Annotated in this window: 2 protein-coding genes; both read left to right on the forward strand. The window is 70.4% G+C overall.

Annotated features, from left to right (window positions below; all coding sequences use genetic code 11):
• Nucleotides 1–222: 222 nt before the first annotated feature.
• The gene (locus AB0J68_RS30810) at nt 223–594 is read left to right on the forward strand and encodes an SCP2 sterol-binding domain-containing protein (RefSeq protein WP_355066115.1); all 372 of its coding nucleotides are present in this window, start codon (nt 223–225) and stop codon (nt 592–594) included.
• The coding region (locus AB0J68_RS30815) for a glycogen debranching N-terminal domain-containing protein (protein WP_363942240.1) at nt 594–2,550 on the forward strand (1,957 nt) is incomplete at its 3' end. The genes AB0J68_RS30810 and AB0J68_RS30815, both read left to right, overlap by 1 nt.

Here is a 2,550-nt window from a genome sequence, read left to right on the forward strand (position 1 = left end):
TCTTTGCGCGGGCGGCCCCCCGCGGCCGCGGGGCCGCCCCCACCCCACCCCCCCCCGGCGGGGGGGGGGGGGGCGGGGGTGGGGTGGGGTCACCCGATTCGGGCGAGGTTGGGCCTGCGCGGTGGGGGGACCCGTGCGGGACGTGCAACGCCGGCCGTGCGCGCGACGCGGGCGCGCCGGGTGGGATCCCGGGCCCGGCCAACTGGGGGAGGAGTGGACCCGATGGTGGACGCGACCACGAGGTTCTTCGAGGACCTGGACCGGCGGGGGTACGAGCCTCTGCTGGCGAAGACCTCCGGGACCCTGCGGATCGATCTGCACGAGGGGGCGCAGACCCGGCACTGGCTGCTCGCGATCGACCACGGGCGACTGAACGTGAGCCAGGAGGACCGGGAGGCCGACACGGTGATCGGCGCGAGCCCGATGCTGTTCGACGAGATCGCGGCCGGCCGTGAGCACGGTCTGGCCGCCCTGTTGCGCGGGGACATGACGGTGTCCGGGGACGCCCGGCTGGTGGTGCAGGTGGAGCGAATCTTCCCCGGGTCGCCGGACGCCCGTGGGCCGCGTCGCCGCTTCGCGGGGGAGGCGCGCTGATGGGCCAGAGCAACACGATCCGGATCCTGGACGGCAACACGTTCGTCGTCTGTGAGGACACCGGTGACATCGAGGCGACGCCGAGTGAGCCGACCGGGCTCTTCTCCATCGACACCCGGTTCCTGTCCACGTGGGTGCTGAGCGTGAACGGCGAACGCCTCAACTCGCTGTCGTACGACGACCTGCAGTACTTCGAGTCGCGGTTCTTCCTGGTGCCGGGGATGGCCACGCACTACGTGGACGCGAAGTTGTCGATCATCCGGGAGCGTGCGGTCGGCGGCAGCTTCCGGGAGCAGCTCACCATCCTCAACCACGACGAGAAGCCGGTCGACCTCGAAGTCCGGATGGACGCGGCGTCGGACTTCGCCGACCTGTTCCAGGTCAAGGACGAGATCCTGAACAAGAAGGGCGAGATCTACACCGAGGTGGAGTCGGACAAGCTGCGCCTGGGCTACCGCCGGGGCAACTTCCGGCGCGAGACGATCATTTCCTCGTCGATATCGGCGCGGTACGACAGCCGGGGCTTCGCGTACACCGTCCACCTGGAGCCCAACGAGCAGTGGGAAGCGGCGATCGACGTGCAGACGCACGCCGTCGGCCCCGGCGGCCGGGACCTGCGTCTCGGGCTACGAGTGCACGGCGGCGAGCGGCTGGCCCTGCAACATGACCTGGAGCAGTGGATCGCGGAAGCACCGAAGGTCAACAGTCAGCACGGCCGGGTGGCCAGCACGTACCGGCGCAGCCTGATCGACCTGGCGGCGCTGCGCTTCTCGCCGCTGTCGCTGGGCGGCGCCACCCTGCCGGCCGCCGGCCTGCCCTGGTTCATGACCATGTTCGGCCGGGACAGCATCCTCACCTGCCTGCAGACCCTGCCGTTCACCCCGCAGTTGTCGAAGACGACGCTGCGCATCCTGGCGTCGCTGCAGGGCAGCCGGTTCGACGACTTCCGGGACGAGGACCCGGGGCGGATCCTGCACGAGATGCGCTACGGCGAGACCGCGGCCTTCGAGGAGCAGCCGCACTCGCCGTACTACGGCTCGGTGGACGCGACGCCGCTGTTCCTCGTGCTGCTCGACGAGTACGAGCGGTGGAGCGGGGACGTCGCGCTGGTCAAGGAGTTGGAGCAGGAGTCCCGGGCGGCGCTGCGGTGGATCGACAGCTACGCCGACCTGGTCGGCAACGGCTACATCTGGTACGAGCGGCGCAACACCGAGACCGGCCTGGAGAACCAGTGCTGGAAGGACTCCTGGGACTCGATCTCCTACTCCGACGGCACCCTGCCGCCGTTCCCGCGGGCGACCTGCGAGGTGCAGGGGTATGCGTACGACGCGAAGGTCCGCGCGGCGCGGATGGCCCGCGAGTTCTGGGGTGACCCGGAGTTCGCCAACCAGTTGGAGCGGGAGGCGGCGGAGCTGAAGGAGCGGTTCAACCGGGACTGGTGGGTGGCCGACGGCGAGTACTACGCGCTGGCCCTGGACCCGGACGGCCGCCAGTGCGACGTCCTCAGCTCCAACATCGGCCATCTGCTCTGGAGCGGGATCGTCCTCCCCGAGCGCGCGGAGAAGGTGGCGGCGCACCTGGTCGGGCCGCGACTGTTCTCCGGCTGGGGGGTGCGGACCCTCGCCGAGGGGGAGACGCGGTACAACCCGATCGGCTACCACAACGGCACGATCTGGCCGTTCGACAACTCCTTCATCGCCTGGGGCCTGCGCCGGTACGGCTTCGCCGAGGAGGCCGCCACCATCGCCAACGGCATCCTGGACGCGGCCACCTACTTCGACGGGCGGCTACCGGAGGCGTTCGGCGGCTACCCGCGGGAGCTGACGAAGTTCCCGGTGGAGTATCCGACGGCGTGCAGCCCGCAGGCCTGGTCGACGGGTACGCCGCTGCTGTTGCTGCGCACCATGCTCGGCCTCGAACCGCACGAGGGGCACCTGGCGGTGGAACCACGGTTGC

The sequence above is a fragment of the Micromonospora sp. NPDC049580 genome, from assembly GCF_040675595.1.
In the GTDB taxonomy this organism is placed as follows: domain Bacteria; phylum Actinomycetota; class Actinomycetes; order Mycobacteriales; family Micromonosporaceae; genus Micromonospora.

Bases quoted from the DNA above. Each gene is read 5' to 3' on its own strand.
- AB0J68_RS30810 (WP_355066115.1), top strand. From the start codon at position 223: ATGGTGGACGCGACCACGAGGTTCTTCGAGGACCTGGACCGGCGGGGG.